This window comes from Agrococcus sp. GCM10030265 (assembly GCF_042666675.1).
Lineage (GTDB): Bacteria > Actinomycetota > Actinomycetes > Actinomycetales > Microbacteriaceae > Agrococcus.
Map to the genome: position 1 here is coordinate 705,858 of NZ_JBHTCZ010000002.1, position 26,202 is coordinate 732,059.

Genomic DNA, 26,202 nt, shown 5'->3' on the forward strand with positions numbered 1-26,202 from the left:
GGTAACGACGCGTCCACCTCGGCCGCGCCCACGGCGTCGCTCGGGCCTCAGCGCACCGCGAGCATCAGCGATACGACGGAGTCGAGCACGAGGTCGACCTGATCCTCGTCGTAGCCTCCGCGCTGCGCGGCGAACTGCACCGTGCGCACCTCGCGGGGCGTGATCTCGGGCCCGTCCTCGAGGTAGTGCGCGAGTCGGGCGGCGAAGGCGTCGACCTCGGCCACCTTGTAGCCCTTCGTCAGCGACCCGACGCGGCGGAAGCGCTCGCCGTCGGCCCGCTGCAGGCGCGCGAGCGTCTCCTCGGCCTGCGAGCGGATGCTCTCGAAGAACGCCGACTCGCCCTGCGCCGCGATGCCGCGCTCGCGCTCACGGTTCGCGAACGCCTCCTCGAGCCGCTCGAGCGCGGCGTCGACGTGCGCGGGCGAGTAGCCCGACTTGGCGAGGGCGAACGAGGCCTGTCGGATCTGCGACGAGTCGAGGGCGGTCGGCGAGTCGCTCGCGTAGGCGCGGCGTGCGTCCTCGAGGAAGTCCTCGACCTGCTCGATGTCGTAGCCGAGCTGCCCACGGCGAACCTTCGGGAACGTGGCGCTCATGCCTCGCATCCTCTCACGGGCGTCGCACGCAGCCCTCCCCCGAGGGCGTCGGCGGCCGTCACAGCCCCGCGATCCTCGCGATCTCGTACAGGGCGTACATGACGACGGCGCTCGGCAGGCTCGAGTCGAGACGATCGAGGAACCCTCCGTGGCCGGGCAGGAACGTGCCGATGTCCTTGATGCCGAGGTCGCGCTTGATGAGCGACTCGGCGAGGTCGCCCACCGTCGCGGTGCCGAGGATCGCGAGGCCGATGATCGCGCCGTACCACCACGGCACGCCCAGAGCGAGCACGCCGTAGCCGATGCCCGCCGCGACGACGAGCACCCCCGCGCCCGCGAACCCCTCCCAGGTCTTGCCCGGGCTGATGCGCGGCGCGAGCTTCGTGCGACCGAAGAGCACGCCGGAGGCGAGGGCGCCCGTGTCGTTGACGATGGCGAGCGCGAGGAAGCCGAGCGTCCACAGCTCGCCGCCCGGCTGGGCCGTGAGCAGCACCGAGAAGGCGCCGAGCAGGCCGCAGTACGCGATGCAGAACGCGCCGGCCGCGACGTCGGTCGCGATCTCGCGCGCGCCCGTGCGCGTCGAGGGCGCCACCACCGCCTCGGCGAGCCGGTAGAGCGCGACGAGCGCGATCGCCGCGAGCGTGCCGTACCAGAGGCCGGCACCGTGCCAGAACCACGTCGCGACGAGCAGCGCGACGCCCAGCACGACGAGCGGGATGCGCGGCACGTCGCGCCCGGCGAAGCGCAATGCGCTCGCGAGCTCGTAGAGCGTGAACGCCACGAGCACGCTGCAGAAGACGACGAACAGCCACTTGAACAGCAGCAGGCTCGCGAGCAGCAGCACGCCGAGCACGAGGCCGAGCCCGATCGCGACGGGCAGGTTGCGCCCGGCGCGCGCGTTGGCGCGCTCGTTCGCGGCCTCGATCTGCTCACGCGCCGCGTGGATCTGGGCCTGGATCTGCGCCTCGATCCGATGCGGGTCGCGCTCTGGCACGCGTGCCTCCTGGGGCTGGGTCGCTCAGACCTCGAGCAGCTCGGCTTCCTTCTTCTTCAGGGCCTCGTCGATCTGCTCGACCGCGCCCTTCGTGACGGTCTCGAGCTCCTTCTCGCCGCGTGCGATCTCGTCGTCGCCCACCTCGCCCGTGAGGGCGTCGAGGTCGCTCTTCGCCGAGCGGCGCACGTTGCGGATCGCGACCCGGGCGTTCTCCGCCTTGTCGCGCGCCAGCTTCACGTAGTCCTTGCGGCGGTCGGCCGTGAGCTCGGGCATCGTGATGCGGATGATCTGGCCGTCGTTGTTCGGCGTGACGCCGAGGTGGGGCGCCGCGACGATCGCCTTCTCGATGTCCTTGAGCGCCGACTTGTCGAAGGGCGTGATGACGAGCACGCGCGCCTCGGGCTGCTGGAAGCCGGCGAGCTGCACGAGCGGCGTCGGGGTGCCGTAGTACTCGACGAGCAGCTTCTGGAAGAGCGCCGGATTGGCCCGCCCCGCCGAGATGGTCGCGAAGTCGTCCTTCGCCACCTCGATCGACTGGGCCATCTTGTCCTTGGCCTCGGTGAGCACGTCGCTGATCATGGCGTCTCCATCCTTCTGTTCGATCCTAGGTCGTGCGGGGCTCAGCCGTGGACGACGGTGCCGAGGCGCTCGCCACGGATGGCGCGGGCGATGGCGTCGCCCTCCATGCCGAACACGAGCATCGGCATCGCGTTGTCCATGCAGAGGCTGAAGGCCGTCGCATCGACGATCTTGAGGCCCTGCACGAGGGCCTCCTTGTACGTGATGTCGTCGATGCGCGTCGCGGTCGGATCCTTCTTCGGATCCGCCGTGTACACGCCGTCGACGCCGTTCTTGGCGACGAGCACCTCGTCGGCACCGATCTCGAGGGCGCGCTGCGCCGCGACGGTGTCGGTGGAGAAGTACGGCAGCCCTGCGCCGGCGCCGAAGACGACGACGCGGCCCTTCTCCATGTGGCGCTCGGCGCGCAGGGGGATGTAGGGCTCGGCGACCTGCGTCATCTGGATGGCCGACTGCACGCGCGTCGCGGCGCCCGCCTGCTCGAGGAAGTCCTGCAGGGCGAGCGCGTTCATGACGGTGCCGAGCATGCCCATGTAGTCGGCGCGCCCGCGGTCCATGCCGCGCTGCGAGAGCTCGGCGCCGCGGAAGAAGTTGCCGCCGCCGACGACGATGGCGATCTCGACGTCCTTCGCCGCATCCGCGATCTGCGCGGCGATGCCCTGCACGACGTCGGGGTTCACACCGAGCGAGCCGCCACCGAACGCCTCGCCCGAGAGCTTCAGCAGGACGCGTCGGCGAGTGGTGCGTACGGCGTCGGTCATGTCTGCTCCGTCGGTCGTGGGGCCAGGCCGCCTCCGACCCTATCGGGCTGCGCGACGCCTCGAGCGCCTCCGCGCGGGTGCGCGGGACCGCTGGCACCCGGATGCGTCACCAGGCCCCTGAGATCGCGCCCCCGTGTCCGGCGCGTCCCGCACGGTGGCACGACGAAGGGGGCCGGACGGATCCGGCCCCCTTCGAGGTGCGTGCTGCAGGTGACGGCTACGCGCCGACCTTGAAGCGCGAGAACGACGACACGCTCAGGCCAGCGGCGTCGAGGACCTTGCCGACGGTCTGCTTGTTGTCGCGTGCGTAGTCCTGGTCGACGAGCACGATCTGCTTGAAGAAGCCCGTGAGGCGACCCTCGATGATCTTCGGCAGGGCGGCCTCGGGCTTGCCCTCGCCGAGCGCGATCTCGGTAACGAGCGCGCGCTCCTTCTCGACCTGCTCGGCCGGCACGTCATCCCGCGAGACGACGGTCGGGTCGAACATCGCGATGTGCTGCGCCACGGCGCGAGCGGTCTCGGCGTCGTCACCCGTGAAGGCGACGACGACGCCGACCTGCGGGGGCAGGTCCTTGCTCGTGCGGTGCAGGTACGTCGCGAAGGCGTCGCCCGTGAGGGTCGAGACCTTGGCGAGCTCGATCTTCTCGCCGATGGTCGCAGCCTGGTCCTCGATCACCTGCTGCACGGTCGCACCCTCTGCGGGAGCCGCGAGGGCCTCCTCGAGGGTCGACGCGCCCGCGGCGGCGATCGCGGCCACGACCTTGTCGGCGAGCGCGATGAACTTGTCGTTCTTCGCGACGAAGTCCGTCTCGCACGCGAGCTGGATCATCGTGATCGAGCCTGCGCCCTCCGCGACGGCCACGAGGCCCTCGGAGGTGGTGCGGTCGGCACGCTTCGCGTTGCCCTTCGCGCCCTTGAGTCGGAGGATCTCCGTCGCCTTCTCGACGTCGCCACCGGCCTCCTCGAGGGCGGCCTTGGTGTCGGACATGCCGGTGCCCAGCTGCTCGCGCAGGGCCTTCAGGTCGGCGATGTTGACGGCCATGTGTCTCCTCGGTTCGTTACTTCGATGCGGGCGCGTCGGCGCCCTCGGTCTCGGCGGCCTCGGTCGCCTCGGGGGCGGCCTCGGCGGTCTCGGTCGCCTCAGGGGCGGCCTCGGCGGCAGCCTCGGTGGTCTCGGCGGCGGCCTGGGCCTCCGTCGCAGCCTCCTCGGCGGCGGGCTCGGTCGCGGCGGCCTCGGCCTGCTCGGCGACGACCTCGGTGGCCTCGGGCGCAGCGGCACCCTCGGTCACGAGCAGCTCGCGCTCCCACTCGGCCATGGGCTCGGCGGCCTCGTCGGACGAGCCCTGGTGGCGCTCCATGAGGCCCTCGGCCGCGGCGTCGGCGATGATCTTCGTGAGCAGGCCCACCGAGCGGATCGCGTCGTCGTTGCCGGGGATCGGGAACTGCACGTCGTCGGGGTCGCAGTTCGTGTCGAGGATGGCGATGACCGGGATGCCCAGCTTCTTCGCCTCGTCGATCGCGAGGTGCTCCTTGTTCATGTCGACGATCCAGAGGGCCGACGGCGTGCGCTGGAGGTTGCGGATGCCGCCGAGCGACTTCTGCAGCTTCGTCAACTCGCGCTGCTTGAGGAGGAGCTCCTTCTTCGTGAAGCCCGAGCCCGCGACGTTCTCGTAGTCGATCTCCTCGAGCTCCTTCATGCGCGTGAGGCGCTTGGAGACCGTCTGGAAGTTCGTGAGGAGGCCACCGAGCCAACGCTGGTTCACGTAGGGCTGGTTGACGCGGGTCGCCTGCTCGGCGATCTGCTCCTGCGCCTGCTTCTTCGTGCCGACGAAGAGGATCGAGCCGCCGCGCGACACGGTCTCCTTGACGAAGTCGTACGCCTTGTCGATGTAGGCGAGCGACTGCTGGAGGTCGATGATGTAGATGCCCGAGCGCTCCGTGAAGATGAAGCGCTTCATCTTGGGGTTCCAGCGACGGGTCTGGTGCCCGAAGTGGACGCCGCTGTCGAGCAGCTGGCGAGTGGTGACGACGGCCATGAGCCATCTCCTGGTTCTGTCGCGGTTCGTCGGAGCGGTCGGCGACCGCTCCCCTGGCGTCCCGCGCAGCACCCGCCGACGTGGATCGGACCGTGGGGGCTGTCGCGTTCGTGGACGCGCGAAGTCACCCCCGACTCGGGGGTGCTGGGCCCATGCTACACGCTCGTCGCGGCGCGGCGACGCCCGGCACGGCTCCCCCACAGGCCGCCCGCCTCCCCAGGGTGCGTGCGCGCCGCCGCGAGGGCGGGCCGGGCGAGCGAGGGTGTCGGCATGCTGCGCCGCGCCCTCCCCATCGTCCTCTGCCTCCTCGCGATGCTCGCCGGCGCCGCGGCCGAGGTGCGCGCCCACGCGGGCCCTGCGGAACCGGGCGCGACGGCCGCCGCCGTGCCCGACGCGCTCGCGGCGTCGCTGACGTGGCCCGTGCCGCAGGCGGCCGTGCTGCGCGCCTTCGCAGCCCCGACGATGCGCTGGGGTGCGGGGCATCGCGGAGTCGACGTCGCTGCCGTGCCCGGCGAGGTCGTGGTCGCCGCGACGGACGGCGTCGTGACGTTCGCCGGCACGGTCGTCGACCGCCCGCTCGTCACGATCCGCATGCACGACGTGCCGTGGGAGGTGCTCGTGACGGTCGAGCCCGTGGCCCCGACGGTGGCCGAGGGCGACGTGGTCGCGGCGGGCGACGCCATCGGCACGCTGCAGGGCGGTCATCGCCCGTGCGGGGCGTGCCTGCACCTCGGCGTGCGCATCGATGCCGCGTACGCGAACCCCATGGCCCTGCTCGGCGCCGAGCGCGCCGTGCTGCTGCCGCTCGAGCGGGCGAGCGCCGGCGCCTACGCCCGCGGATGCGCCGTGCGGTACGACGCCGTCAGCCGGTCGAGGGAGACGTGCGTGTAGATCTGCGTCGTGCCGAGGCTCGCGTGACCGAGCAGCTCCTGCACGGCACGCAGGTCGGCCCCTCCGTCGAGGAGGTGCGTCGCCGCCGTGTGCCGCAGGGCGTGGGGGCCGGCGGGACCGGAGCCCGGCACGTCGTCGAGCAGGCGGGCGACGAGGGCGTGCACGGCTCGCTGTCCCATCCGGCCACCGCGTGCGCCGAGCAGCAGGGCGCGCGTCTCGGCACCGGTCGCGAGCGCGGGTCGCCCGAGCCGGATCCAGTCGTGCACGGCGTCGAGCGCGGGGACGCCGAACGGCACCACCCGCTCCTTCGCACCCTTGCCGAGCACGCGCACGGTGAGACGCTCGAGGTCGACGTCGTCGACGTCGAGGCCGACGAGCTCGGACACGCGCAGCGCGCTCGCGTACAGCAGCTCGACGATCGCGAGGTCGCGCCGCGCGATGGGGTCGCCGGTGGCGGCATCGGCCTCGAGCTGCGCGACGATCCCGTCGATCGCGGCGCGCGAGAGCACGCGCGGCAGATGCGCGTCGCGCCTCGGCGTGCGCAGGCGCGCGGCGCCGATCGCGACGCCCTCGCGCTCGAGCCAGGCGCCGAGGCCTCGTGCCGAGGCGCTGCGTCGCGCGAGCGTCGCCTTCGCGAGCCCCCGCTCGCTCGCGGCGAAGAGCCAGTCGCGCAGCACCTCGAGATCGAGCGCGTCGACGTCGACGACGCCGTTCGCCTCGCAGTGCGCGGCGAGGTCGCGCAGGTCGGCGCCGTACGACCGCACGGTGCGGGGGCTCGCGGCGCGTTCGCGCTCGAGGTGCACGAGGTAGGCGTCGATCGCCTCCGCGACGCGCATGCCGGAGGCGCCCACGCGTCAACGCTTCCGGCTGAACCGCTCGAGGCGGGCCGCGGCGTCGAGCGGTGCGAGCTCGGCGTGGAGGCCCGCGGGCAGCGGCGACAGCGACGGCAGCGCGAAGGCAGGCACGACCGAGTGGGCGACGGTGGTCGGGTAGACCTCGAGGACGTTGGCCGACTGCGCGCCATCGACGCCCGCGAAGCCCGTCGGGCCCGCCGCGAGGTCGTCGGCGTACGATGTGGCGTTCGCGAGGATGACGGGGATGCCCGCGAAGGTGCCCGAGCCGTCGACGTGGAGGTGGCCCGAGAGGATGGCGCGCACGTCGGACCCCGCGAGCACCTCGGCGAGCAGCGGCTCGTCGTGGAACTCGAGCACCTGCAGGATCCGCGCTCGGTACGGCAGCGGCGGATGGTGGGCGACGAGCAGCGTGCCGTGCTCGGCGGGCGTCGCGAGCACGTCGGCGAGCCACTGCGCCTGCCCGTCGTCGAAGCCGCCGTGGTGGTAGCCGGGCAGGCTCGTGTCGAATGCGACGATGCGCAGCCCCGCGACCTCGTGCACGCGGTCGTAGGGCGCGTCGGAGTCGTCGTCGTGCAGCGCGCGCCACATCGGCGCACGCTCGTCGTGGTTGCCAGCGGCGTACACGACCTCGGCGCCCATGCGCTCGGCCACCGGCTCGACGATCTCCTGCAGCAGGCGGTACGCCTCGGGCTCGCCGAGGTCGGTGCAGTCGCCGGAGACGACGAGCGCATCGGCCGTCGGGGCGGCGAGCTCGAGCCGCGCGAGGGCGTCGCGCAGGTGCTGGGCCGTGTCGATGGCACCGCCGAGGAGCGCGCCGCCCGCCAGCAGGTGGGTGTCGCTCAGGTGCGCGATGACGTGCGTCGGGGCCGGGTGCTGACCGAGTCCATCGTGCATGCCCCAAGGCTAGGCCGCACCCTCCGACATCGCGCGCACCCCGGCGCCGGGGTGCGGACGCGTGTCGGCATCGAGCATCCCTCAGGTCGTGCCGCACACTGTCGTCATGGACTCCGTCATGACGACCGTCGGCCTGCCGGTCGCGTTGGGCATCATCATGCTCGGCCTGGGCCTCGGGCTCACGGTGGGCGACTTCGCGCGCGTGACGCGGCAGCCGCGCGCCGTGCTCGTGGCGCTCGCCTGCCAGCTGCTCGTGCTGCCGGCGCTGTGCCTCGGCCTCGTGGTCGCGTTCCAGCTGCCTCCCGTGCTGGCCGTCGGCATGATGATGCTCGCCGCCTCCCCGGGCGGCACGGTCGCGAACCTCTACAGCCACCTGTTCGGCGGTGACGTCGCGCTCAACATCACGCTGACGGCCATCAACTCGGTCGTCGCGGTCGTGACGCTGCCGCTCATCACGAACCTCGCCATCGCGCTCTTCGACCCGTTCGAGGGGCAGCTGGGGCTGCAGGTGTCGAAGGTCGTCGAGGTCTTCCTCGTCGTGCTGGGCCCCGTGGTGATCGGCATGCTCATCCGCCGCATCCGGCCGTCGTTCGCCGATCGCATGGACAAGCCCGTGCGCGTGGGCTCCGCCATCGTGCTCGTCGTCGTCATCGTCGGCGCGGTCGCCTCGAACTGGCGCGTGCTCGTCGAGAACGTCGGCTCGCTCGCCCTCATCACCGTGCTCTTCTGCGCGCTGAGCCTCGCCATCGGGTTCTGGGTGCCGCGCCTGCTGCGCGTCGGCCGCAGGCAGGCGGTCGCCTCGTCGTTCGAGATCGGCATCCACAACGCCGTGCTCGCGATCGTCATCGCGCAGACCGTGCTCGGGTCGGTCGAGCTCAGCCTGCCGGCCGGCGTGTACGGCGTGCTCATGCTCTTCGTCGCCGCGGCATTCGGCACGCTCATCCGCGAGCGCGGTCCCGCGCGGGGCGCTGCGGAGGCGCTCCCGGCCTAGCCCGCCCGCGCGGCGCGGCGCACCCATCCGCTCCCCCGCTGCTCCACGGCTCCCGCGAGGTCGAGGAGCCCGAGCGTCGCACGCACCTCGGCGAGCGACATGCCGGCGCGGGATGCGAGATCGTCGGCATCGCGCGCCTGCCGCACGCTCAGAGCGTCGAGCAGCCGCGTCTCGCCCGAGCCGACGCGCACGCCGAGCGTCGAGTCCTGCTCGTCGCCGTCGACGAGTGCGCGCATCTCGTCGGCACCCTGCACGAGCTGCGCGCCGTAGTCGCGGATCAGCCGATGGCAGCCGGCGCTCGCCCCGCTCGTCACCGGCCCGGGCACCGCGCCGAGCGGGCGACCGAGCGTCGCCGCGTGGCCTGCCGTGTTGATGGACCCGGAGCGCACGCTCGCCTCGACGACGACCGTCGCCCGCGCGAGCGCCGCGATGAGCCGGTTGCGGGCCAGGAAGCGCCATCGCGACGGCGTCGCGCCGCACGGCACCTCGGCGACGAGCGCACCCTCGCGCTCGACGCGGCGCAGCAGGTCGTCGTTGCCAGGCGGGTACAGCCGGTCGAGGCCGCCGGCCATGACCGCGATCGTCGTGCCGCCGACGGCCATCGTCGCGCGGTGCACGCACGCGTCGATGCCGTAGGCGGCGCCGGAGACGGTCGCGAAGCCATGCCGCACGAGCCCCTCCACGGCCTCCATCGCGACGTGCTCGCCATAGCCGCTCGCCGCGCGCGACCCCACGAGCGCCATCGAGCGGTCGAGCGAGGCCAGCGCCGCGAGCGAGCCGCGCACCCACAGCGCAGCGGGCGCGTGGGGGCCGAGGTCGTCGAGACCGCTCGGCCACTCGACGGCGAGGGGCGACAGCATCGACTGGCCCCACGCGGCGCCCTGCTCGAGCGATCGGCGCACCCGTGCGTCGTCGAGCCGCGGGCGCCAACGCCCGACCGCGTCGTCGATGTGCCGCACGAGGTCGGATGCGACCTCGCCCGCCTCGGCGAGCCACCGCGACGGCTCCGCCCCCTCGACGAGCAGCTCGAGCGCCCGCACGTCGCCGAGCGCATCGCGCGCGGTGCCCGCGACGGCATCGCCGGGCTCGGGGATGCACGACCAGGCTGCCGCGGCGAAGAGCCGCACCGCCGTGTCGTCGTCGGGGTCGGCGAGGCTCGGCGGCGCGACGCCGGCGGCGAGGTCGCGGATGGTCTGCAGCGGCAGCCGGAAGCGGGTCATGACGGGATCCCCTGTCGGTAGAAGAGCGCTCGGCCGACGTGCTCGCGCCCCACGGGCGCGTCGTCGAGGTCGGCCACCGTGTGCGCGACCGCTGACATAGGTTTAGGACATAGTTGGCACATGACGCGTGCAGCCCTCTACCTCCGCCAATCGCTGGACCGTGAGAACAGCGAGGAGGGCATCCGCCGCCAGCGGGCCGCGTGCGCCTCGCTCGCCGAGCTCCGCGGATGGGCCGTCGTCGGCGAGTACGTCGACAACGACGTGAGCGCTTCGAAGCCTCGCGGCCCCGGCACGGCCTGGCATCGGCTCGTGAACGCCGACGCGAGCACGCGCCCCGACGTGATCCTCGCGGTCGACCTCGATCGGCTCCTCCGCACGCAACGCGACCTCGTCACCCTCATCGACCTCGGGATCAAGGTGGTCACGGTCGACGGCGAGGTCGACCTCGCGACGGCCGACGGCGAATTCCGCGCCACCATGACGACCGCGCTCGCGCGCTTCGAGACGCGACGCAAGAGCGAGCGCCAGCGACGCGCCAACGCCCACCGCCGGCTCGAGGGCCGCCTCCCCGCGGGCAGCAAGCGAGCCTTTGGCTACACCCCGCTCATGCGTGGCGCTGGCGTCGTTACGGCGACGCGCGTGGGCGCCGACGGGCTCTCCTACCCCGCCTACGGCCACGAGCCGCTCGAGCCCGAGGCGACCGCCGTGCGCGACGGCTTCGCGCTCCTCCTCGCTGGCGACTCGGTGCGGAGCATCATGCGCGAGTGGAACGGGCGCGGGCTGACCACGACGACCGGCGCCCCCTGGACGGCGCAGAGCGTCCGGGGCGTGCTCGTGAACCCTCGCTACGCAGGACTCATCGCGCCGCCGCGGCTCGTGGGCGCCGTGAGCCAGCAACAGCACCACGTGGGGCTCGGCGACCTCGAGGCCGGCTCGTGGGAGCCGCTCGTCAGCCCCGAGACGTGGGCGGCGGTGCGCGACCTCCTCGCCGACCCCGCACGGCGCTCCAACCCCGGCAGGGCGCCCAAGTGGCTCCTCTCGGGCATCGCGACGTGCGGAGTGTGCGGGGCGCCGATGAAGGGCGGCCAGGTGCGTGGCATCCAGGCCTACCGATGCAGCGCGACGCCGCACCTCGCCCGCAAGCGCGACGACGCCGACCACCTCATCGTCGAGCGCATCATCCACCGCCTTAGCCAGCCCGACGCGGCCGACCTCCTCACCGCCCAGGACGCTCCCGACGTCGACCGCCTCCGGGGCGAGCTCCGCGAGGTGCAGGAGGGCGAGCGAAACGTCGTGAGCATGGTGGCCCGCGGGCTCACGTCGATGCGCGCGGCCGAGGCGACGCTCCGCGACGTCCGCCGCCGCATCGCCGACCTCGAGGCCCGCCTCAGCGACGCGGGCCGGGTCGACGTGCTCGGCAGCCTCGTCAGCGCCGACGACGTGCGAGCCACGTGGGAGGCGCTCGGTGGCGACCGCCAGCGCGCCGTGGTCAGGGCGATGCTCACCATCGAGATGCACTCCCCGGGCAAGGGCTCGCGGGCGCCTCGCGACCCGGGCGGGCGACTGGCTCACACTGCGGCGACCATGCGCCTCGCCTGGCTCTGAGGTACGCCTAGCGACGCACGCGGTCGCCTACCTGCCACGGTCGTAGCCCACGACCCTCCCTGACGTCCCCTCACGCACGATCCCTCGCGAAATAAGGGGGCGTCAGGGGGCGTCGACAAGCGACTACCCAGTCAGGACAAGGGCAGTGGCGGAGCCCACCAACCCTCCCTCACGTCCCCTCACGTTCCCTCACGCGCCCTCGCGACGTTCCCTCACCCCCCTATAGGGGGGAGGGGACGTCGGAGGGAATCGAGGGGTGGTCGAGAGCTCGAATCGAGACACCGCGGCGACGCTCTCTCCCTCCGGCCGCGGAGGGGTGGTCAGGATCGCAACTGGTACCGAAGTCGCGCACCCCCGTCGCGACCGCTCCCCCGCAACGACGCGGCGGAGCACGCGCCGCCCCCTGACCACCCGCGACACGCCGAGAGCCATACGTCCCGAACAATGGCACCGAGCGAAGTACGCTGTCGCCACTCCCATCGAAAGGTGGAGCCGGGCTAGCCGCCCCGGCGCTCGGAGTGCGGCAGGTATCGCACCATCGAAGGTGCGGGCGGAAAGTGGCAGCGCGGGAGCGCCCTACGAACGTCGAGCGGCCAGAGCTCACCAAGATTCGAATCCTCGAATTGGTGAACACTCATGGCCTCCACCGCCACTCCGACCATCCCCACTCCCGCGCCATCCGAGGCTGACGTCCTCGACGCGCTCGCCGCCGACTACGCCCCGCTCACCGAGGCGACTCGTAGCCGGCTCGCCGTCCTCCTGGGCGGTGCCCGATGAGCCCGAACCCCGGCCACCGCCGCGACGCGAGTGGCAAGTCCGTCGACCATTCCCGCGCCGGGCTTGCGCGCTGGGCAAAGGTCGATCCCGTCGACCGCGCCGCCTTCATGGCCGAGCTCTCGAAGAAGGCGATCGCCAAGAAGGCCGAGCAACGCGCCGCCCTGGAGGCTCTCGGCCTCGCGGGCAAGCGCAAGCGACGCACGGCCATCGACGACGCCGCGCCCGACCTCGAGGCGCTCGACGGGCCGATGCGCCTCATTCAGGCTCGACGGAAGGAGCAAGGCCTCCCCGCCCTGCCCTGGGAGGCGCTCGTGCGCCAGGCAGCCCTGGAGCTCCGCCAGTCGGTCGCTGAGAGCACCTACCTCGCCATGCGCGCCGAGGAGCGCGACGCATGACCCTCGAGGCCGCCCTCGACCTCGCCGCCAAGGGCTTCCACGTCTTCGCTCTCACTGAGGGGTCGAAGGAGCCGTTGAAGGGCTCCCGCGGGCTTCACGACGCCACGCGCGACGCGGAGGCCTTGGCGACGGCGTGGGGTGCGCACCCGCGCGCCAACGTCGGCATCGCGACCGGCCATGACGGGCTCGTGGTCCTCGACGTGGACGTGAAGGACGGAGCGCCCGGCCTCGAGAGCCTCCGCCGCCTCTGCAAGCGCACCGGGCTCGACCTCGATGCCGTGCCGATGGTGGACACCCCGAGCGGCGGCCTCCACCTCTACTTCCGCGATCGACGCCTCGCGGGCCTCCGCAACAGCGTGAGCAAGCTCGCTCCCGGCATCGACGTGCGGGCCGCTGGCGGATACGTCGTCGCTCCGCCCTCGAGGATCGGCGGGAGGCGGTACGCATGGCGCGCTCGGTGAAGGCCCCTTCGCTGGGCGACCTCCCTCGCACGCCCAAGGCGCTCCGCAAGCGCATGGAGCGACGTCTCGCGCCCAAGGAGACGCCGGCTCACCCCAAGGAGGCCAGTGGTCCCCTGACGGCTCGGCAACGCGCCTACGTCGAGGCAGGGGTCGAGGCCGAGGTCCGCCGCCTCGCCGCCATGCGCTACGCGACGACCGGCACCCCCGACGAGTACCGCGGCGAGCCGTGGGATGCGACGTGCCACGCGGTCGCGTGCCGACTCATCGAGCTCGGCAACGCGACGGGCGACGGAGAGCGCTACCGCGAGCGCTTCGAGGCCGAGGCGCCGACCGATGCGGGCTTCTCCGAGCGCACCGTCGCGGCCAAGTGGGCTTCCGCCGCCCGCACTGTCGGCGACCGGCCGGCGAGCGTGCCCGAGCACGTCGAGCCCTCGACGCCGACCACGTTGCCGCTCGACGCGCCAGCGGCCGCTCCGCTCGACCTCGCCTGCATCGACCCTCGCCTCGCGGACCCCGAGCTCGCCGCCCTCGTGCTGAGTGCCGTGCAGGGGCAGGACATTCGCGACCTCGCTGGCCTCGTGCGAGCGGCGCGCGACGGCGTGGGTCGCCCGACGTGGGAGGCATCGACACTCGACGAGGTGCTCGCCCTGCCGACCGAGGCTCGGTGGCGCGTCGAGGGGCTCCTCCCCTCGCTCGGTCGCCTTCTCCTCATCGCCCAACGGAAGGTGGGCAAGACGACGTGGACCATGAACCTCCTCCGGTCGCTCTTGCTCGGGGAGCCGTTCCTCGGGCGCTTCGACGTGACCCCGCTGAGCGGCTCGGTCCTCCTCCTCAACTTCGAGGTGGATGCAGCGACGCAAGGGCGCTGGCTCGCCGACGTCGGGCTCGACGACCCGGCGCTCGCGAGCCGCGTCGTCGTCGTGAACGTGCGCGGCGTCGAGAACCCGCTCGCCACCGACGCCGGCCGCCGCCGCCTCGCCGCCGTCATGCGTGAGCGCGACGTCGAGGCCGTGGTCGTCGACCCGTTCGGGCGCGCCTTCACGGGCATCGAGCAGAGCAACAACAGCGAGGTCACGGCATGGCTCTCGGCTCTCGACCGCGTGGTGACCGAGGGCGGGGCTTCGGAGCTCGTGCTCGTCGCGCACGCCGGATGGGGCGACGCCAAGGGCCAGTCGCAGACCCGCGTCCGCGGCGCCTCCGCCCTCGAGGACTGGGCCGACTCGATCGTCCGCTACTGGAAGGACCGCAACGACGACGACGCACCCCGCTTCATGGAGGCCGAGGGGCGCGACGTGGCGATGCCTGCCGACCGTCTCGACTTCGACCCGTCCACTCGTCGCCTCACCCTGACGGGCACGGGCGGCCAGCGTGCCGCCCGCAGCCTCAAGCGCGCCTCGTTCCTCGAGGAGCCGATCCTCGACCTCGTGCGGCTCTCGCCCGGCGCCACCGCCTCGCAGATCGAGGCGAGCCTCCGTCAGCGCGGCAATTCCTTCTCGAAGGGCGACGAGGGCCACGCGCTCCGCTCGCTCGAGGAGGCCGGGCTCATCGTGCGCCGGAAGGACGGGCGCACCATGCGCCACTACCTTCCCGACGCCGCACCGCCGCCCCGCGGCGTCCTCCCCCTCGACCTCTCGACCGAATCACCCACCACCAAGGAGAAGAACTCGTGATCAATATCCGCAACCGAGAGAGCGGCGTCCACGTCGTGCTCCCCGCCCCGAACCGCCTGCCCGCGAACGTCGGCAAGGCGCTCGAAGCCCTCATCGACGCCGAGGCAGCACTCAAGGGCGCTCAGCGTGAGCGCGACGGCCTCGTGGCCGCCGTGCAGAAGCGCCGCGACCAGGCCCAGGAGGTCGCCGACGCGGCGGTCGAGGCGGGCGACGACCCGCCCAAGGGGCTCCTCGCCGAGGTCCGCGCCGCCGAGGAGGCCGCCGAGGAAGCGGCGATGCTCTGGAAGGCGCGGCGCAAGGCGTTCAGGAAGGCCGCCGACCGCCTCGCCCCGGTGCTCGAGGCGAACCGCTCCGACCTCATCAAGCGGGCGCTCAAGGATGCCGAGCAAGGCGTGAAGCTCCTCGCCTCCGCCCGACTCTCCGCCGAGGAGGGCCGAGCGCTCATCGAGGCCTCCCACAGCATCCTGGGGCTCTTCCTCGCCGCGGGCGACGGGGACGTCGTGCAGCCGCGCGCCGCCCTCCCCGTGGGCAGCAAGGCGACCTTCAACGCGGGAGCCGCGGTGGGAGCGCTCACCGAGGCGACCGCATCCGCGAACGCCGAGACGGACGGGCTCCGCCGTGTCCTCGCGTGAGCTCGTGCGCGGCGACGAGCGGGTCGAGCAAGCCCTCCGCGCGGTCGTCATGCGTCGCGAGGGCTACTCCTACGCCGACATTGCCTCGCGCCTCGGGATCAGCACGATCGAGGCCCAGGAGGTCGCGAGGGTCGCATACGCCCAGCTCGGAGAGCAGACCGCCGACGAGCTCCGCGTCGAGGTCGAAGACCGGCTCGACGAGGTGATCCGCAAGGCGACGCGCGACCTCATGCTCGCCACGAGCCAGACCGAGCGCACGGCCCTCTACCGCGTGCTCCTCACCGCCGAGGCGCAGCGTGCGCGGCTCCTCGGCCTCAACCTGAAGGGAGAGGGCCATGGGCAGGAAACGTGACCTCTACGACCGCCACATGGACGACACCGTGCGCGAGCGCCTCGCATGGGAGCGGTGGTGGCTCACGCCGATCAGCAAGCGACGGAGGCGCGACGAGCCGCTCCGCGGACGGCTCCTCCACTACGCCGCCACGCGCAGCGGTGCGAGCGTCATGACGACGCGTGAGGCGACGCCGTGGGTGCTCGCGTTCTTCGCCGTCTTCTTCGCCGCTCGGGCGATGGAGCGGATGGAGGCCGACGGCCTGCCGTGGGAGCGCTTCGCCACCGAGGAGGTGCGCACATGCCGCTGAAGCGACGGCCACGCCCTCGCGACCGAGGCGACTCCCTCTTCGCATCCACCGGCGCCGCCGAGCGCCAGCAACTGGAGGAGGCGCTCGAGCGTCTCGACGGCACGCGGTCGCGCATCCGCGAGCTCGCCACCGTGGAGCCGTTCACGGACGACCAGGAGCGGGAGTGGCGGGCGCTCGCGAAGCGCTACCGCAAGGCCCGACGCGAGAGCCGGGCCTTCGCGGCAGCGGTCGCCGCAGCGAAGGAGGAGTGGGAAGCCCGCCAAGGCGACGACGCCTTCTTCGAGCGTTGGGCGCGGCGGGCCGCGAAAGACCCCAGCCGCTCCTCCCCGACACCACCCACCACCGACGACGTGCGAGCGCACTTCGTCGTCCACCGCATCACGAAGGGACACTGACCATGACCACCGACTCCGACCGCCTCCAGGCGGAAGCCGACCGTATCCGCGCCGAGCTCAAGCGACGCACCACCACCCTCAGCCAGCGCCAGGCGCGAGCCCTCGGCGCCGACGTCGAGCTCGGCGACCCCGACCTCGACAACTACGCGGACGGTCGCAGCGTCACCCAGCGCCAGGCCGACATCCTCCTCGGAAGGAGCGAGCCATGAGCGCGCACACCTTCGTCGTGCAGCCCTACGACGCCGCGACCCTCGACGTCGAGCGGCACCGCGCCGTCGCGGCCTCGATCGTCCTCCACGGCGGCGACACGCGCGTCCGCGCGACCACGGCGGAGGTCGCTGCGATGAGCGGCCCGGCCGTCGTCGAGCGCGCCGACGGGAGCGCCACGCTGACCTTCACGCTCGGGAGCGGATCGTGACCGCGCCGGCCGTCGAGAGGCCGCCCGACCCTATCGTCGCGGCCCTGCGTGTCGCACTCCAGGGAACAAGATCGAAGCGCTGATCAAGACACGAAGCCCCGGGGACCCCCGGGGCTTCGTGCTGCCGGTCATGTCGGAGTGGCCGACGGTGGGCCCAGGCGGGCCCGTGTGGGCCCGTGTGGGCCCATTCCCAACTCTCGACCCAACATGTTCGCAGGAAGCGAACACATCTGTTGGGTTTCGCCAACAACGTCTGGTAGGCTCGAGGGAGACCGAGAGATGAAGGAGGTTGACGATGGACCAGAACGCCCAGCAGACGATGCTCGCCCAGGCGATGCGCGAGCTCGATGCCGCGCGTGTCCGCGTGACCCACCTGGAGCAGGTCGTTGACGGACTGACGGGCCTCCTCGGTTTGTCTGACCCCGATCAGCGCCACGCAACGCTGAGCAGGATGCGTCACGCTGAAGAGGCTCCCCGCCCTCGCGATGCCGTACTCGAAGTTCTCTCCAGTCGACCTGGTCTCCCGATGACTGCGCGCGAGGTCTACGACACCCTCAGAGGCCGTGGCCTGGTCGACTCGACAAAGAAGTCGGGCATCGCCGCCTACGACATGGCTCTTCGTCGACTCGCCGACGAGACCGATTCCAACGTGCGTCGGGACGAAGAGAAGAACACCTACACGTTCCGTCCCTCTCGTGGGACCTACGTGTCGATTGACGGCCTGGCACGCGACCAGCTCGCCGCAGCGGTTGCCGAACGTCACGAACGAAGCACCCGGTCGTCGAGCGCCAGCAACGGCCGACAGTCCCCCGGAACCTCGGGGATCAAGATGTGGGAGGACCGAATGTAAGACTTCGCCCCCGTCGTGCAACAACACGACGGGGGCGAGGGTCCTACCCAAAAACGCCCCCGTAGCTCAATTGGACAGAGCATGGCTTTCTCAGGGCACCGGTTGCGGGTTCGAATCCCGCCGGGGGCGCCTACTAATCTACTCCGTTCTTAGATTTTCTCAAGGCCTCAGCCTGTGAGACGGCTCCTAGTTACGTCCCAACGCTGCCTTGTTGACGCGCAGCGTGCGGTCGTACCCGCGCATCGAGATCGCGCCGCGCGCGAGCGCCTCGTCGAGCGGCGCCGCGACGTCGGCGGGCAGCGGATGCCGCTTGCGCAGCCACGGGCCGTCGACCCGCCCCATCGCGCGCCACGGCGTGCCCCTGAGGCGGTGCGCCGCACGCGCCCGTGCGGCGAGCACCCGCTCGCGAGCCACGGCGGACGAGGTGCGAGGCTCGTCGGCTCGCAGCACGGCCTCGACCGGTCGCACGCGATCGACCGTCACCTGCAGGTCGACCCGGTCGAGCAGCGGACCCGACAGCCTGCCGAGGTACCTGCGTCGCTGCGCGGGCGCGCACCGGCACTGCCCCGTGCCGTGCTGGCCGCACGGGCACGGGTTCGCAGCGAGGACGAGCTGGAACGCCGCGGGGAACACCGCAGACGCCGCCGCGCGGTGGATCTCGATGACGCCGGACTCGAGCGGCTCGCGCAGCCCGTCGAGCACGACGCGGGAGTACTCGGGCGCCTCGTCGAGGAAGAGCACGCCGTGCGACGCTCGCGAGACGGCACCGGGCCGGATGATCGCCCCACCGCCGCCGACGAGCGCACCGGCGGTCGCGGAGTGATGGGGCGCCTCGAACGGCGCCGTGCGGTCGAGCCGGATGCACGCGAGCCCGGAGAGCGAGCGCATGGAGGCGACGTCGAGCGCCTGGTCGACGTCGAGCTCGGGCAGCAGCCCGGGCAGGCGCGACGCGAGCATGGTCTTGCCCGCCCCCGGCGGCCCGAGCATGAGCATGTGATGCGCGCCGGCCGCAGCGACCTGCAGGGCCTCGACCGCGTGGGCGTTGCCGATGACGTCGGCGAGCTCGGGCACGGATCGTCGCGACTCGGGCGGCACGCGCAGCGTCGCCGGCTCGACGGGCACGGGCTCGACGTCGGCGCCGAGCACGATCGCCGCCTCGCGCAGGCTCGCCACCGCGCGCACCCGCACGCCCTCGACGAGCGATGCCTCGTCGGCGTTCGCATGCGGCACGAGCACCTCGGCTGCGCCGTCGAGCGCCGCTGCGCGCACGAGCGGCAGCACGCCGCGCATCGGCTGCAGCCTGCCATCGAGCCCGAGCTCGCCGAAGAGCGCAGCGTCGCGCTCCGCAGGCACGACGCCCGTGGCGCGCAGGAGCGCGATCGCCATCGGCAGGTCGAGGTGCGAGCCCGCCTTCGGCAGCGACGCCGGCGTGAGGTTGATGAGCACGCGCGTGCAGGGGAACTCGAACCCCGAGGTCTCGATCGCCGACTGCGTGCGATGCTGCGCCTCGCGGATCGCGGCGTCGGGCATGCCGACGACGCGCACGGTCGGCAGCCCGCTCGCCACGTCGACCTCGACGTCGACCCGACGACCGGCGAGGCCCTGCAGCGCGATGGTGCGCGCCGCGCCCACGACGCGCACGATCGCCGTCATCGGATGCCTCGCACGTGCTCGAGGCGCATCGGCGCGTCGTGCGGCGCGTCGACGGCGACGGCGTCGAGCCGCATGGGCCCCCGCACGTCGTGCGCCTGCATCCACAGCGCCGCGAGCGTGCGCAGCCGTCGCACCTTGGCGCGCGTGATGGCCTCGAGCGGATGCCCGAACCGGCGCCCTCGTCGCGTCTTGACCTCGACGAACACCCACGTGACGCCGTCGCGCGCGACGAGGTCGAGCTCGCCGTGCCGACAGCGCCAGTTGCGATCGACCACGCGCATGCCCGCCTGCGTCAGCAGGTCGGCAGCGGCGCGCTCACCTGCTCGTCCGAGCTCGTCCTTGGGATGCATGCTGGGCATCCCACACGGCTCGGCTCACCATGCCGATCGTCGGCGGGCGCGGATGTGGATGGCGGCGCACGATCCTCGCTGTGGAGGAGGCCTGCGCGAGCGGGCGTCAGCCCTCGATCGCGAGATCCTTCGGCAGCTCGAGGTCGCGGTCGGAGAGCTCCTCGACGTTGACGTCCTTGAACGTCAGCACGCGCACGTTCTTCACGAAGCGATCGGCGCGGTAGATGTCCCACACCCACACGTCGGTGAGCTCGAGCTCGAAGTAGAAGTCGTTGCCCGCATCCTGCCGCGTCAGCCGCACGTCGTTGGCGAGGTAGAACCGCCGCTCGGTCTCGACGACGAACTTGAAGGTGCCGACGACGTCTCGGTACTCGCGGAAGAGCTGCAGCTCGACCTCGCGGTCGTAGTCGTCGATGTCCTCTGGCTCCACGATGACGATCCTACGCGGCGACGGCGCCCGCGACGGCACCGCCCGGCTTGAGCCAGGTGCGCCGATGCAGTCGCGTGGGGCCGAGCGTGCGGATGCCCTCCATGTGCACGGCGGCGGCGTAGCCCTTGTTCGAGGCCCAGCCGTAGCCGGGATGCTCGGCGTCGTGCGCCACCATGAGCGCGTCGCGCTCGACCTTCGCGACGCACGCCGCGCCCGCCACCGAGGCGCAGTCGCGGTCGGCCTTCGGGCGCAGCGTGATCGCGAGCGGACGTCGCAGGCGCGGGCTCAGCCAGTCGTGCGAGCCGTCGAGCAGGAGCGCGCTCGCCACGAAGTCGACGCCGGCGGCGTGCAACCCCTCGAGCGCGCGACGCCCTGCGATGGCCAACGCGGCCATGATGCCGATCGCGTCGATCTCGGCGGCGCTCGCGTGCCCGACGGCGGCGACGCCCCACTCGCGGACCACGGGCGCCGTGCGCTCGCGCGATCGAGCGGTCATCGCCTTCGAGTCGCGCAGGCCCTCGGGCACGGCGTCGCACCGGGCGAGGGCGAACGCGCCGACCGACACGGGGCCCGCGAGCGCGCCGCGGCCCACCTCGTCCATCCCGATCACGAGCGGATGCGCATCCCACAGCGGCGTCTCGACGTCGAGCGTCGGCTCGATCACCGCCACGACGCACCTGCCGGCCCGCATGCGGTCGCGATCACTCGCCGCCCGATCCCACGCCCGAGAACACCTCGTCGTGGTCGTCGATCCACTGCCAGCGCGCGACGGGCCACGAGACGACGATCGCGCGGCCGACGACGTCGGAGACGGGCACGAAGCCCCCGGAGGGCTGATCCATGTGCGCGCGCGAGTCGGCCGAGTGGTACCGATTGTCGCCGAGCACCCACAGCTGGCCCTCGGGCACGACGACGTCGAAGTCGGTGCCCGACGCGGGCAGCCCCTCCTGGTCGAGCGTGACGTAGTCGCCCTCGTCGATGGGCACGCCGTTGATCGTGAGCTGGCCGAAGTCGTTGCAGCACACCACGTGGTCGCCGGGCAGGCCGATGACGCGCTTGATGAGGTAGCCGTGGCTGTCGTCGGGCGCGAGTCCCACGAACGTCAGGAACCAGTCGACGGCGCCGGCGACGCCCTCGGGCTGGTCGACCTGCGGGTCGGGCAGCCACGCGTCGGGGTCCTCGAAGACGACGACGTCGCCGCGCTCGAGCTGGACGAGCTGCGGCGTGAGCAGGCTCACGATGACGCGGTCGTCGACCTCGAGCGTGTCGGACATCGAGGGCGACGGGATGTAGAACGGCCGCACGAGGAACGTCTTCACGAGGAAGGAGATGAGGAGCGCGGCCAGGAAGATGACTGCGAGGTCGCGCACGAACAGGATGACCGTCCTGGAACCGCGCCTGTCGGCCGTCGTCGCCATCCGTGCCCCGCCCTTCGCCAGCCTCCAAGCCTAGGGCCCGATCGCCTGCCCGGACCACGACGCGACGGGTGCAGGGAGCACTTCGTTGCCGAACCGTGCTCATCGAGCATCGCTCACGTGCCGCGGCGTCTCGGTGGCGAGGGGATGCCATGCGGAGACGACGAAGGGGGCCGGTCTCCCGGCCCCCTCGTGCAGCGCTCGACGCTCAGCGGTCGCGCTTCTCCTTGATCTTCGCAGCCTTGCCGCGGAGGTTGCGGAGGTAGTACAGCTTGGCGCGGCGCACGTCGCCGCGCGAGACGATCTCGATCTTCTCGATGACGGGCGAGTGCACGGGGAACGTGCGCTCGACGCCGACCTGGAACGAGACCTTGCGGACCGTGAAGGTCTCGCCGACGCCACGGCCCTGGCGGCCGATGACGTGACCCTGGAACACCTGGACGCGCGAGCGCGAGCCCTCGATGATGTTCACGTGGACCTTGACGTTGTCGCCGGGGCGGAAGTCGGGGACGTCGGAGCGGAGCGATGCTGCGTCGACGTGGTCGAGGATGTTCATGGCGATGTCGCAATCCGCGGCCGCCACAGGTCGACCGCAATCAGGGGTTCGATGCTCGAGGTGCCCGCTCGCTCCCCCGTGGCAGAGCATGCGCATGGCACAAGCGACCATCCTGCCACATCGCGAGCTCGGGTCGCCACCTCCGAGCCTCGCACGCGCGTCAGTCGGTCGTGCCGCGCTCGATGCGGATGGTCGTGCCCGCCTGCGGCCCCTCGGCCCGCTCGAACACCGCATCCTGCGCGACGATCGGCCGCTGCTGCACCTGGTCGACGTACGCCGTGAGCCGCGTGCGCGTCTCGAGCAGCAGCATGCGCAGCTGCAGGTACGCGACGAGGAAGCCCGCGAGCACCACCAGGAGGCCCAGCACGGCGGCGATGGCGTTGGATGCGGTGCGCGCGCCGTCGCCCACGAGCGCCGTGAGCGCGCTGCCCGCCGCGTCGCCCGAGCCGTCGACGACGAGCATGCCGAACGCGACGATGCCGAGCAGCCACGGGCCGACGACGCGCACGTCGTGCCACGTGACGGCCCTCGGGCCCCGCACCTCCTTGCGCGCGAACGTCAGCCCGACGACGGCGCCGATCTGCAGCGCGATGACGGGCGCGAGGACCGCGAGCGGCAGCAGCGCCTGCCCGAGGGGTGCTCCGAACAGGCCACGGCCCACGAGCACCCACAGGGGCAGCACGACGACCGAGGCGATCATGATCCACAGGAACGCGCGGCGCATGGCGCGAGCGTAGCGAGCGCACCGATGGACTCGCCCGTGCGTTCGCCGTCAGCGACCTGCGGCCGCGCGCGCCGTCAGTCGGCGAGCAGGTCGGGCCGGATGCGTCGCGTGCGCTCGAGCGCCTGCTCGCGCCGCCATGCGGCCACGCGCCCGTGGTCGCCGGAGCGCAGCACGTCGGGCACGTCGAGGCCCCGCCACGACGCGGGCTTCGTGTAGATCGGGTACTCGAGCAGCCCGCCGTCGCCGTGGCTCTCCTCGACGATCGACTCGGGGTTGCCCACCATGCCGGGCACGAGGCGCGTGATCGCCTCGAGCATCGCGACGACCGCGACCTCGCCGCCGTTCAGCACGTAGTCGCCGAGGCTCAGCTCGCGCACGCTCGCGCGCGACGCGACGTGCTCCGCGACGCGCGAGTCGATGCCCTCGTAGCGACCGCACGCGAAGACGAGGTGCGGCGCCTGCGCGAGCTCGTGGGCGATGGCCTGCGTGAAGCGCTCGCCCGCGGGCGACGGGAACACGACGATCGCCTCCGAGCCTCGGCCGCTCGACCCGTCGTCGCCGAGCACCGCGTCGAACGCCTCGCCCCACGGCTCGGGCTTCATGACCATGCCGGCACCGCCGCCGTACGGGGTGTCGTCGACGGTGCGATGCCGGTCGTGCGTGAAGTCGCGCAGGTCGTGGACGTGGGCGTCGACGAGGCCTCGCTGGCGGCCGCGGCCCAGCAGCGAGACGTCGAGCACCGAGAAGAACTCCGGGAAGATCGAGACGACGTCGATGCGCACGTCGGTCAGTCCTTCGGGTCGGGAGCCTCGGATGCGGGCTGCTGCTCGGCGTCGGCGTCGGCCTCGACGTCGGCGTCGATCTCGGCGGCATCCGCACGCGCGCCCGCGCCCTGCGGCTCGGGCTCGGCGTCGGCGGGATCAGGGTCCTCGAAGAGCCCGCCGGGCGGCGTGATCTCGATGCGCCCGCGCTGGAGGTCGACCGTCGGCACGAACGCGCGCACGAACGGCAGCAGCACCTCGGAGTCGCCGCTCGCGATCACGAGGAGGTCCTGCGCGGGCATCGGGTCGATGCGGGCGATGCGCCCCACCATCGCGCCGTCGCGCCACACCTCGAGGTTCGCGAGCTGATGCTGGTACCAGGCGTCGGGCTCGCTCGGGAGCTCGGTGGCGTCCTGCTCGACCCACAGCACGGCCTTCACGAGGGTCTCGGCCTCGGATCGGTCGTCGATGCCCTCGAAGAACCCGACCGGGTTGCCGTTGAAGACCTTGAAGTCGATGAGGGTGATCGTCTTGCGGTGCCACTTCGACGACGTGGGCACCTGCAGCGAGAACTCGGCGCCCGGGGTGAACCGGCGCTCGGGCTCGTCGGTGTAGAGCTCGATCTTCAGCGCACCCTTGAGCCCGTGCGCCTTGGTCAGTCGACCGACGCGCAGCTGGGTGCGCGCGCGCTCAGGAATCGGTGTCCACCACGTCGACGCGGACGCGGCGCCCCTGCGCGAGCGCACCGACGACGGTGCGCAGCGCGGTCGCGGTTCGGCCTCCACGGCCGATGACGCGGCCGAGGTCCTCGGGGTGCACGCGCACCTCGAGGACCTCGCCGCGCGGGGTCTCGCGCGACGCGACGGCGACCTCGTCCGGGCGATCGACGATGCCCGTCACGAGGTGCTTCAGCGCCGCAGCGAGCATGGACTACTCGCCCTTGGTCTCGGCGTCGGCCGGCGTCTCGTCGGCGGGAGCCTCGGCCTCGGCGGGTGCCTCGGCGGGCTCCGCCTGCTTCTCGGCCTTCGGACGCAGGACGGCGGCCTTCTTCTCGTCGGCGACGAACGCGACCTTGGCCTCGGGCTGCTGCACGGTCGACACCGCGTCGGCGTCGCCCTGGAACCTGGCCCAGTCGCCCGTGAGCTTGAGGATGGCGGCGACCTGCTCGGTCGGCTGCGCGCCGACGCCGAGCCAGTACTGCGCACGCTCGCCGTCGACCTCGATGCGCGAGGGGTTCTCGATCGGGTGGTACAGGCCGATCTCCTCGATGACGCGACCGTCGCGCTTGGTGCGCGAGTCGGCCACGACGATGCGGTAGTACGGCGCGCGCATCTTGCCGAAGCGCTTCAGACGGATCTTGACAGCCACAGTTCTCCTGGTGGTTCTCGCAGTTGAGTGCACCCCTCGGGCCACGGCGGGGTCGCGGCGAGGGAAGGCGTTGGGAGCCTGCGCGCCCGAGAGAGGGCGGACGTGCTGGCTCGACCCACCATTCTGGCACATGACGCGCCGGGACCGCGCGCACTCGCGCGCACCGGCGCGCGTCCTACGCTTGCGGCATGGACTTCGCCCCTTCGAAGCGTGGCACCCTCGGCGTCGAATGGGAGCTGCAGCTCGTGGATCGGTCGACGCGGGACCTCGCTCCCGCCGCGCCCGCCGTGCTCGCACGCATCGGCGACGACCGCGTCAAGGGCGAGTTCCTGCAGAACACGGTGGAGCTCGTCACGGGCATCCACGAGACGACCGCGGCGGCCGTCGCCGAGGTGCGCGAGCTGCGCGACCTCGTGCTCGACGCCGCGGACGCGGAGGGCGTCGACGTCATCGGCTCCGGCACGCATCCGACGGCGCAGTGGCGCGGCCAGCCCGTGTCGGACTCCGCCCGGTACCGCAGGCTCATCGAGCACGGCGGGTCGTGGGCCGAGCGGCTGCTGATCTTCGGCGTGCACAACCACGTGGGCCTCGACCGGCCCGAGCGGCAGGCGATCCCCGTGCTGCACGCGCTGCTCGACCACCTGCCGCTGCTGCTCGCGCTCTCGGCGTCGAGCCCCTACTGGGCGGGCAGCGACTCGGGGTACGCGTCGCAGCGCGCCATGCTCTTCCAGCAGATCCCGAACGCGGGGCTGCCCCCCGAGATGCCCGACTGGGCGACGTGGGAGCGCGTGGCGCACGACCTCGTGCACGTGGGCGCAGCCGACGGGCTCACCGAGCTGCGCTGGGACGTGCGACCGTCGCCTCGACTCGGCACCGTCGAGGCGCGCATCGCCGACGGCGCGCCGTCGCTCGACCACCTGCACGCCGTCACGGCGCTCACGCACTGCCTCGTCGAGGAGCGCATGCGGCAGCTCGACGACGGCACGGCGCCCGAGCGCATCCCGTCGTGGCTCGTGCGCGAGAACCGGTGGCGCACGGCCCGGTTCGGGCTCGACGCCGTCATGATCACGACCGCCGAGGGTGCGACGATGCGCGTCGCCGAGGTGCTGCACTCGACGCTCGAGCGACTCGAGCCCATCGCCGAGGAGCTCGGCGCCACCGAGGGCATCGCGGCGGCGGTGCAGGTGCTCGCCGACGGCGGCTCGGCCTCGCAGCAGCGCGAGGCGATGATCGCAGGCGGCATGGACGCGGTGCTCGAGCACCTCGTCGTGACCATGCGGGCGTAGGG

Annotated in this window: 34 protein-coding genes and 1 tRNA gene; 15 read left to right on the top strand and 20 right to left on the bottom strand. The window is 72.4% G+C overall.

Features of this window, described 5'->3' with window-relative positions; all coding sequences use genetic code 11:
* Positions 1-47 precede the first annotated feature (47 nt).
* From ACFQPP_RS07580 to rpsB, 6 genes are all read right to left on the bottom strand, one after another.
* Positions 48-593 (bottom strand): DivIVA domain-containing protein, encoded by a 546-nt coding sequence (locus tag ACFQPP_RS07580; RefSeq protein WP_376915958.1) that lies wholly within the window; start codon positions 591-593, stop codon positions 48-50.
* Positions 594-651: 58 nt separating this feature from the next.
* Complete coding sequence (locus ACFQPP_RS07585) at positions 652-1,587, bottom strand: phosphatidate cytidylyltransferase (RefSeq protein ID WP_376915959.1); 936 nt, start codon at positions 1,585-1,587, stop codon at positions 652-654.
* Between the two features lie 24 nt (positions 1,588-1,611).
* Entirely contained in the window at positions 1,612-2,166 is a 555-nt protein-coding gene (gene frr / locus ACFQPP_RS07590; protein ID WP_376915960.1) for a ribosome recycling factor, read from the bottom strand.
* Between the two features lie 41 nt (positions 2,167-2,207).
* Positions 2,208-2,927 carry a UMP kinase gene (gene pyrH / locus ACFQPP_RS07595; protein ID WP_376915961.1) on the bottom strand — a complete coding sequence of 240 codons (720 nt, stop codon included), beginning with the start codon at positions 2,925-2,927 and terminating at the stop codon, positions 2,208-2,210.
* A 217-nt stretch (positions 2,928-3,144) separates the two neighbouring features.
* Entirely contained in the window at positions 3,145-3,969 is an 825-nt protein-coding gene (gene tsf / locus ACFQPP_RS07600; protein WP_376915962.1) for a translation elongation factor Ts, read from the bottom strand.
* Between the two features lie 16 nt (positions 3,970-3,985).
* Entirely contained in the window at positions 3,986-4,963 is a 978-nt protein-coding gene (gene rpsB / locus ACFQPP_RS07605; protein ID WP_376915963.1) for a 30S ribosomal protein S2, read from the bottom strand.
* Positions 4,964-5,233: 270 nt separating this feature from the next.
* Between rpsB and ACFQPP_RS07610 the strand changes: the two genes are divergently transcribed.
* Positions 5,234-5,854: a M23 family metallopeptidase gene (locus tag ACFQPP_RS07610; RefSeq protein ID WP_376915964.1), complete on the top strand. Its 621-nt coding sequence runs from the start codon at positions 5,234-5,236 to the stop codon at positions 5,852-5,854.
* Here ACFQPP_RS07610 and ACFQPP_RS07615 read toward each other — a convergent pair.
* Complete coding sequence (locus ACFQPP_RS07615) at positions 5,791-6,690, bottom strand: tyrosine recombinase XerC (RefSeq protein ID WP_376916777.1); 900 nt, start codon at positions 6,688-6,690, stop codon at positions 5,791-5,793. The genes ACFQPP_RS07610 and ACFQPP_RS07615 overlap by 64 nt on opposite strands.
* Positions 6,691-6,708: 18 nt before the next feature.
* Positions 6,709-7,602, bottom strand: coding sequence for a metallophosphoesterase (locus ACFQPP_RS07620; RefSeq protein WP_376915965.1), 894 nt, complete (start codon positions 7,600-7,602; stop codon positions 6,709-6,711).
* A gap of 106 nt (positions 7,603-7,708) precedes the next feature.
* Between ACFQPP_RS07620 and ACFQPP_RS07625 the strand changes: the two genes are divergently transcribed.
* Positions 7,709-8,593: a bile acid:sodium symporter family protein gene (locus ACFQPP_RS07625; protein ID WP_376915966.1), complete on the top strand. Its 885-nt coding sequence runs from the start codon at positions 7,709-7,711 to the stop codon at positions 8,591-8,593.
* On the opposite strand, the gene dprA is transcribed toward ACFQPP_RS07625, so the two are convergent.
* A complete protein-coding gene (gene dprA / locus ACFQPP_RS07630; protein ID WP_376915967.1) occupies positions 8,590-9,813 on the bottom strand; it encodes a DNA-processing protein DprA in 1,224 nt (407 codons plus the stop codon). The genes ACFQPP_RS07625 and dprA overlap by 4 nt on opposite strands.
* 120 nt (positions 9,814-9,933) lie before the next feature.
* Between dprA and ACFQPP_RS07635 the strand changes: the two genes are divergently transcribed.
* The 12 genes from ACFQPP_RS07635 (at position 9,934) to ACFQPP_RS07690 (ending at position 17,786) form a co-directional block, all read left to right on the top strand.
* The gene (locus ACFQPP_RS07635) at positions 9,934-11,418 is read left to right on the top strand and encodes a recombinase family protein (protein WP_376915968.1); all 1,485 of its coding nucleotides are present in this window, start codon (positions 9,934-9,936) and stop codon (positions 11,416-11,418) included.
* Positions 11,419-12,191: 773 nt separating this feature from the next.
* A complete protein-coding gene (locus tag ACFQPP_RS07640) occupies positions 12,192-12,590 on the top strand; it encodes a hypothetical protein (RefSeq protein ID WP_376915969.1) in 399 nt (132 codons plus the stop codon).
* A complete protein-coding gene (locus tag ACFQPP_RS07645) occupies positions 12,587-13,051 on the top strand; it encodes a bifunctional DNA primase/polymerase (protein ID WP_376915970.1) in 465 nt (154 codons plus the stop codon). The genes ACFQPP_RS07640 and ACFQPP_RS07645 overlap by 4 nt, the downstream gene beginning before the upstream one ends.
* Entirely contained in the window at positions 13,036-14,721 is a 1,686-nt protein-coding gene (locus tag ACFQPP_RS07650; RefSeq protein ID WP_376915971.1) for an AAA family ATPase, read from the top strand. Before ACFQPP_RS07645 ends, ACFQPP_RS07650 begins: the two co-directional genes overlap by 16 nt.
* Positions 14,718-15,353 (top strand): hypothetical protein, encoded by a 636-nt coding sequence (locus tag ACFQPP_RS07655; protein ID WP_376915972.1) that lies wholly within the window; start codon positions 14,718-14,720, stop codon positions 15,351-15,353. Before ACFQPP_RS07650 ends, ACFQPP_RS07655 begins: the two co-directional genes overlap by 4 nt.
* On the top strand, positions 15,340-15,705 hold the full coding sequence (locus tag ACFQPP_RS07660; protein WP_376915973.1) for a hypothetical protein: 366 nt from the start codon (positions 15,340-15,342) through the stop codon (positions 15,703-15,705). The genes ACFQPP_RS07655 and ACFQPP_RS07660 overlap by 14 nt, the downstream gene beginning before the upstream one ends.
* Complete coding sequence (locus ACFQPP_RS07665; protein WP_376915974.1) at positions 15,689-15,994, top strand: hypothetical protein; 306 nt, start codon at positions 15,689-15,691, stop codon at positions 15,992-15,994. The genes ACFQPP_RS07660 and ACFQPP_RS07665 overlap by 17 nt, the downstream gene beginning before the upstream one ends.
* Entirely contained in the window at positions 15,985-16,389 is a 405-nt protein-coding gene (locus ACFQPP_RS07670) for a hypothetical protein (protein WP_376915975.1), read from the top strand. The genes ACFQPP_RS07665 and ACFQPP_RS07670 overlap by 10 nt, the downstream gene beginning before the upstream one ends.
* 2 nt (positions 16,390-16,391) lie before the next feature.
* Positions 16,392-16,598, top strand: a complete 207-nt coding sequence (locus tag ACFQPP_RS07675; protein ID WP_376915976.1) for a hypothetical protein — start codon at positions 16,392-16,394, stop codon at positions 16,596-16,598.
* Positions 16,595-16,807: a hypothetical protein gene (locus tag ACFQPP_RS07680; RefSeq protein WP_376915977.1), complete on the top strand. Its 213-nt coding sequence runs from the start codon at positions 16,595-16,597 to the stop codon at positions 16,805-16,807. The genes ACFQPP_RS07675 and ACFQPP_RS07680 overlap by 4 nt, the downstream gene beginning before the upstream one ends.
* Positions 16,808-17,102: 295 nt before the next feature.
* Positions 17,103-17,657 (top strand): hypothetical protein, encoded by a 555-nt coding sequence (locus tag ACFQPP_RS07685; protein ID WP_376915978.1) that lies wholly within the window; start codon positions 17,103-17,105, stop codon positions 17,655-17,657.
* A 55-nt stretch (positions 17,658-17,712) separates the two neighbouring features.
* A tRNA-Glu gene (locus ACFQPP_RS07690) sits at positions 17,713-17,786 on the top strand.
* 57 nt (positions 17,787-17,843) lie between these two features.
* Here ACFQPP_RS07690 and ACFQPP_RS07695 read toward each other — a convergent pair.
* The 11 genes from ACFQPP_RS07695 to rpsP form a co-directional block, all read right to left on the bottom strand.
* Positions 17,844-19,310 (bottom strand): YifB family Mg chelatase-like AAA ATPase, encoded by a 1,467-nt coding sequence (locus ACFQPP_RS07695; RefSeq protein ID WP_376915979.1) that lies wholly within the window; start codon positions 19,308-19,310, stop codon positions 17,844-17,846.
* Complete coding sequence (locus tag ACFQPP_RS07700; protein WP_376915980.1) at positions 19,307-19,660, bottom strand: YraN family protein; 354 nt, start codon at positions 19,658-19,660, stop codon at positions 19,307-19,309. Before ACFQPP_RS07700 ends, ACFQPP_RS07695 begins: the two co-directional genes overlap by 4 nt.
* A 106-nt stretch (positions 19,661-19,766) precedes the next feature.
* On the bottom strand, positions 19,767-20,090 hold the full coding sequence (locus ACFQPP_RS07705; protein WP_376915981.1) for a DUF2469 domain-containing protein: 324 nt from the start codon (positions 20,088-20,090) through the stop codon (positions 19,767-19,769).
* Between the two features lie 10 nt (positions 20,091-20,100).
* Positions 20,101-20,760 carry a ribonuclease HII gene (locus ACFQPP_RS07710; RefSeq protein WP_376915982.1) on the bottom strand — a complete coding sequence of 220 codons (660 nt, stop codon included), beginning with the start codon at positions 20,758-20,760 and terminating at the stop codon, positions 20,101-20,103.
* Positions 20,761-20,791: 31 nt separating this feature from the next.
* Positions 20,792-21,460: a signal peptidase I gene (gene lepB, locus ACFQPP_RS07715; RefSeq protein ID WP_376915983.1), complete on the bottom strand. Its 669-nt coding sequence runs from the start codon at positions 21,458-21,460 to the stop codon at positions 20,792-20,794.
* A gap of 253 nt (positions 21,461-21,713) precedes the next feature.
* Positions 21,714-22,061, bottom strand: a complete 348-nt coding sequence (rplS, locus tag ACFQPP_RS07720; RefSeq protein WP_376915984.1) for a 50S ribosomal protein L19 — start codon at positions 22,059-22,061, stop codon at positions 21,714-21,716.
* A 160-nt stretch (positions 22,062-22,221) separates the two neighbouring features.
* Positions 22,222-22,785 (bottom strand): hypothetical protein, encoded by a 564-nt coding sequence (locus ACFQPP_RS07725; protein ID WP_376915985.1) that lies wholly within the window; start codon positions 22,783-22,785, stop codon positions 22,222-22,224.
* Between the two features lie 74 nt (positions 22,786-22,859).
* The gene (gene trmD / locus ACFQPP_RS07730) at positions 22,860-23,567 is read right to left on the bottom strand and encodes a tRNA (guanosine(37)-N1)-methyltransferase TrmD (protein ID WP_376915986.1); all 708 of its coding nucleotides are present in this window, start codon (positions 23,565-23,567) and stop codon (positions 22,860-22,862) included.
* Positions 23,568-23,572: 5 nt separating this feature from the next.
* The gene (gene rimM / locus ACFQPP_RS07735; protein WP_376915987.1) at positions 23,573-24,292 is read right to left on the bottom strand and encodes a ribosome maturation factor RimM; all 720 of its coding nucleotides are present in this window, start codon (positions 24,290-24,292) and stop codon (positions 23,573-23,575) included.
* Positions 24,237-24,473: an RNA-binding protein gene (locus tag ACFQPP_RS07740; protein ID WP_376915988.1), complete on the bottom strand. Its 237-nt coding sequence runs from the start codon at positions 24,471-24,473 to the stop codon at positions 24,237-24,239. Before ACFQPP_RS07740 ends, rimM begins: the two co-directional genes overlap by 56 nt.
* Before the next feature lie 3 nt (positions 24,474-24,476).
* Positions 24,477-24,914, bottom strand: coding sequence for a 30S ribosomal protein S16 (gene rpsP / locus ACFQPP_RS07745; RefSeq protein WP_376915989.1), 438 nt, complete (start codon positions 24,912-24,914; stop codon positions 24,477-24,479).
* 188 nt (positions 24,915-25,102) lie between these two features.
* Here rpsP and ACFQPP_RS07750 point away from each other — a divergent pair, with 188 nt between their 5' ends.
* The gene (locus ACFQPP_RS07750; RefSeq protein WP_376915990.1) at positions 25,103-26,200 is read left to right on the top strand and encodes a YbdK family carboxylate-amine ligase; all 1,098 of its coding nucleotides are present in this window, start codon (positions 25,103-25,105) and stop codon (positions 26,198-26,200) included.
* The last annotated feature ends 2 nt before the right edge of the window (positions 26,201-26,202 follow it).

What these genes read in the sequence shown, in the direction of transcription:
- ACFQPP_RS07695 (WP_376915979.1), bottom strand. Translation starts at nt 19,310, where the DNA reads ATGACGGCGATCGTGCGCGTCGTGGGCGCGGCGCGCACCATCGCGCTG.
- ACFQPP_RS07685 (WP_376915978.1), top strand. Translation starts at nt 17,103, where the DNA reads ATGGACCAGAACGCCCAGCAGACGATGCTCGCCCAGGCGATGCGCGAG.
- ACFQPP_RS07725 (WP_376915985.1), bottom strand. Translation starts at nt 22,785, where the DNA reads ATGCGCCGCGCGTTCCTGTGGATCATGATCGCCTCGGTCGTCGTGCTG.
- rplS (WP_376915984.1), bottom strand. Translation starts at nt 22,061, where the DNA reads ATGAACATCCTCGACCACGTCGACGCAGCATCGCTCCGCTCCGACGTC.
- tsf (WP_376915962.1), bottom strand. Translation starts at nt 3,969, where the DNA reads ATGGCCGTCAACATCGCCGACCTGAAGGCCCTGCGCGAGCAGCTGGGC.
- ACFQPP_RS07675 (WP_376915976.1), top strand. Translation starts at nt 16,392, where the DNA reads ATGACCACCGACTCCGACCGCCTCCAGGCGGAAGCCGACCGTATCCGC.
- ACFQPP_RS07625 (WP_376915966.1), top strand. Translation starts at nt 7,709, where the DNA reads ATGGACTCCGTCATGACGACCGTCGGCCTGCCGGTCGCGTTGGGCATC.
- frr (WP_376915960.1), bottom strand. Translation starts at nt 2,166, where the DNA reads ATGATCAGCGACGTGCTCACCGAGGCCAAGGACAAGATGGCCCAGTCG.
- ACFQPP_RS07615 (WP_376916777.1), bottom strand. Translation starts at nt 6,690, where the DNA reads ATGCGCGTCGCGGAGGCGATCGACGCCTACCTCGTGCACCTCGAGCGC.
- ACFQPP_RS07680 (WP_376915977.1), top strand. Translation starts at nt 16,595, where the DNA reads ATGAGCGCGCACACCTTCGTCGTGCAGCCCTACGACGCCGCGACCCTC.
- ACFQPP_RS07650 (WP_376915971.1), top strand. Translation starts at nt 13,036, where the DNA reads ATGGCGCGCTCGGTGAAGGCCCCTTCGCTGGGCGACCTCCCTCGCACG.
- dprA (WP_376915967.1), bottom strand. Translation starts at nt 9,813, where the DNA reads ATGACCCGCTTCCGGCTGCCGCTGCAGACCATCCGCGACCTCGCCGCC.
- ACFQPP_RS07665 (WP_376915974.1), top strand. Translation starts at nt 15,689, where the DNA reads ATGGGCAGGAAACGTGACCTCTACGACCGCCACATGGACGACACCGTG.
- ACFQPP_RS07580 (WP_376915958.1), bottom strand. Translation starts at nt 593, where the DNA reads ATGAGCGCCACGTTCCCGAAGGTTCGCCGTGGGCAGCTCGGCTACGAC.
- ACFQPP_RS07635 (WP_376915968.1), top strand. Translation starts at nt 9,934, where the DNA reads ATGACGCGTGCAGCCCTCTACCTCCGCCAATCGCTGGACCGTGAGAAC.
- ACFQPP_RS07620 (WP_376915965.1), bottom strand. Translation starts at nt 7,602, where the DNA reads ATGCACGATGGACTCGGTCAGCACCCGGCCCCGACGCACGTCATCGCG.
- ACFQPP_RS07700 (WP_376915980.1), bottom strand. Translation starts at nt 19,660, where the DNA reads ATGCATCCCAAGGACGAGCTCGGACGAGCAGGTGAGCGCGCCGCTGCC.
- ACFQPP_RS07640 (WP_376915969.1), top strand. Translation starts at nt 12,192, where the DNA reads ATGAGCCCGAACCCCGGCCACCGCCGCGACGCGAGTGGCAAGTCCGTC.
- ACFQPP_RS07750 (WP_376915990.1), top strand. Translation starts at nt 25,103, where the DNA reads ATGGACTTCGCCCCTTCGAAGCGTGGCACCCTCGGCGTCGAATGGGAG.
- ACFQPP_RS07740 (WP_376915988.1), bottom strand. Translation starts at nt 24,473, where the DNA reads ATGCTCGCTGCGGCGCTGAAGCACCTCGTGACGGGCATCGTCGATCGC.
- ACFQPP_RS07670 (WP_376915975.1), top strand. Translation starts at nt 15,985, where the DNA reads ATGCCGCTGAAGCGACGGCCACGCCCTCGCGACCGAGGCGACTCCCTC.
- ACFQPP_RS07610 (WP_376915964.1), top strand. Translation starts at nt 5,234, where the DNA reads ATGCTGCGCCGCGCCCTCCCCATCGTCCTCTGCCTCCTCGCGATGCTC.
- pyrH (WP_376915961.1), bottom strand. Translation starts at nt 2,927, where the DNA reads ATGACCGACGCCGTACGCACCACTCGCCGACGCGTCCTGCTGAAGCTC.
- rpsB (WP_376915963.1), bottom strand. Translation starts at nt 4,963, where the DNA reads ATGGCCGTCGTCACCACTCGCCAGCTGCTCGACAGCGGCGTCCACTTC.
- ACFQPP_RS07645 (WP_376915970.1), top strand. Translation starts at nt 12,587, where the DNA reads ATGACCCTCGAGGCCGCCCTCGACCTCGCCGCCAAGGGCTTCCACGTC.